The organism is Pseudoalteromonas sp. SR45-5, assembly GCF_014163565.1.
GTDB classification, from domain to species: domain Bacteria; phylum Pseudomonadota; class Gammaproteobacteria; order Enterobacterales; family Alteromonadaceae; genus Pseudoalteromonas; species Pseudoalteromonas distincta.
In genome coordinates, this window is the sequence record NZ_JACJDN010000706.1 from 1 (window position 1) to 1,921 (window position 1,921).

Consider the following 1,921-nt stretch of genomic DNA (forward strand, 5'->3'; position numbering starts at 1 on the left):
AATTGCGCCGTAATAAAACAAGGCAAATTTAGCTAAGAAATAAAGATTCCACGCTCCTAAACCTGATAATTTCACTGCTCATCCTTCTTTTTTTTATTCGGTGTATAAGGTTCAAGTACTTCGTGTTTAAAAGTAAGCTTGTAATAATATGTTTTTACTCTGGCCAATATTTGAGTTGCCGACATACAAAGCACAATACCGACTATAATTGCCAAAATAACGGTAATAAAAAGCTGATTAATACTCATTGGTTAAGCCTTTAATCTCATTACAAATGACACAGCATCGGGGCGCGCATCATTTGTAAACTCAGGTGTGTCTAACGACTCAGTAATCCCTTTTGACACACCGGGTTCAAACTTATAGCTATCATTCTCTGTTAACTGTTTAGAATAATCAGTAACATGTTTACCGCTATAAAGCCGCCTTAATTGCTTACATTCTTGCTGTATATGAAAATGATCTGAAATAACATTTTGCTGCACAAAAAAGTCACTCGTTTGTAGCTTGAATAAATGCTTAATTGCATTATTTACGTCGTTCTCTCTACACGCATGCAAGTACAAATACACGGTGTTATTTGCAAGGCTAAATACATCCCCTTCACGCTTAATATGAAACAAGTGTAAAGGGTGAATGGGCTCTATGCGGGGTAGTAACTCAAGCTTAACCAACACGCCGCTAACACCCAGATTAACAGCCGAGTCACTATGAACCTCTACTTGGCGCGTAAATTCATCAAAAGGTAAATAGCCTTTAGAAAACGTATTTTCAGTATATTTCAGAACGTGCTCGACAGATGGCGGTAACGGTCTAGAAAATTGAAACCCTTGAATAGATTGAATTTGAGATAATAATCGCGAAGGTTCAGAAAAGCTATACAAAATAAGGTTAACGCCTAAAGTTAAAAATAAACATTCATCTTGATGGCGAATAACGCCATCAACATTTTGTACTACCAATTTCAACCAACGACCGCAGCTTTTTCTGAGTTCAAAGCACTGTTTACCAAGCAGTACTAAATCTGTGTAACGCGTAACAGCAAACACCAATGTTGCCGCTTTTAATTTGGGGCCTTTGTCAAACAGTTCATTATTGTCTTTTGCGGTATAATAATGCGTAGGCAATTTTGTACCGATTGGTACCGCGCTTTGCACTAACCAAACATCGTCCTCATCTGGAAAATGCGAGCCATTGAATACTTTTAGATCGTTTACAGTTCCCTCTTGTACCAAAAACTGATTATCTTCAAGCGAAAGTTGAAACTGCATATCAGCAAATACACCCGTAGTGTGATGCCAATAATCGTACTCTAAAACGCGGGTAGCGGAATCATTATCTACAAAAATTAATCCATCAAAAGATTTATTAAGCTGCCTTATTAAAAATCGATAGTGTGTTACTTCTGGACCAGATAACAAAAATAATAAGGTAACCCCTGTTTTTTTTGCAAACTCACTGTAATCGTTCATTATTGCTTTTGTGCTAGCTTCGGTTGCTGCACTAAGTAGCTCTGTATTGAAGTGAATAAACACTAGCGCATTTTTTAATTTTTTATACGCGCCTATCTCTTTAATTATACCTTTGTTTATTCGCTCTATTGAGTAATGCTGTGTCTCAGATGAGAGAGAAAATGGATGAACTTTACTACGTTTGTACGCAGTATTAATTGCTGCAGAAAATGACGACTCAAAAAAAGATTCAACGTCTTGAGAAACAATGTAAATATCGTTTGCGCAATTTTGGTTAATTGCATGTAAAGCAAATTCAACTACAAAATTGTCTAAAGGCGCTAAAACAGCATAACTTGAAGCCGATTTTAACTCTTTTGCAGCCGGCTCTAAACCCGTTATGTTAAAGTTATGCACTTAAAACGTCCTCAAAAAAATACTTTTTTACTAGTTTTACCCGCTATTCTATA

Annotated in this window: 2 protein-coding genes; both read right to left on the minus strand. The window is 36.4% G+C overall.

From position 1 onward, the window contains the following. Positions 1–71 precede the first annotated feature (71 nt). Positions 72–248 carry a hypothetical protein gene (locus H5072_RS18240; protein WP_006791404.1) on the minus strand — a complete coding sequence of 59 codons (177 nt, stop codon included), beginning with the start codon at positions 246–248 and terminating at the stop codon, positions 72–74. A 3-nt stretch (positions 249–251) separates the two neighbouring features. Then, the gene (bcsE, locus tag H5072_RS18245; protein WP_182694360.1) at positions 252–1,868 is read right to left on the minus strand and encodes a cellulose biosynthesis protein BcsE; all 1,617 of its coding nucleotides are present in this window, start codon (positions 1,866–1,868) and stop codon (positions 252–254) included. Positions 1,869–1,921 lie beyond the last annotated feature (53 nt).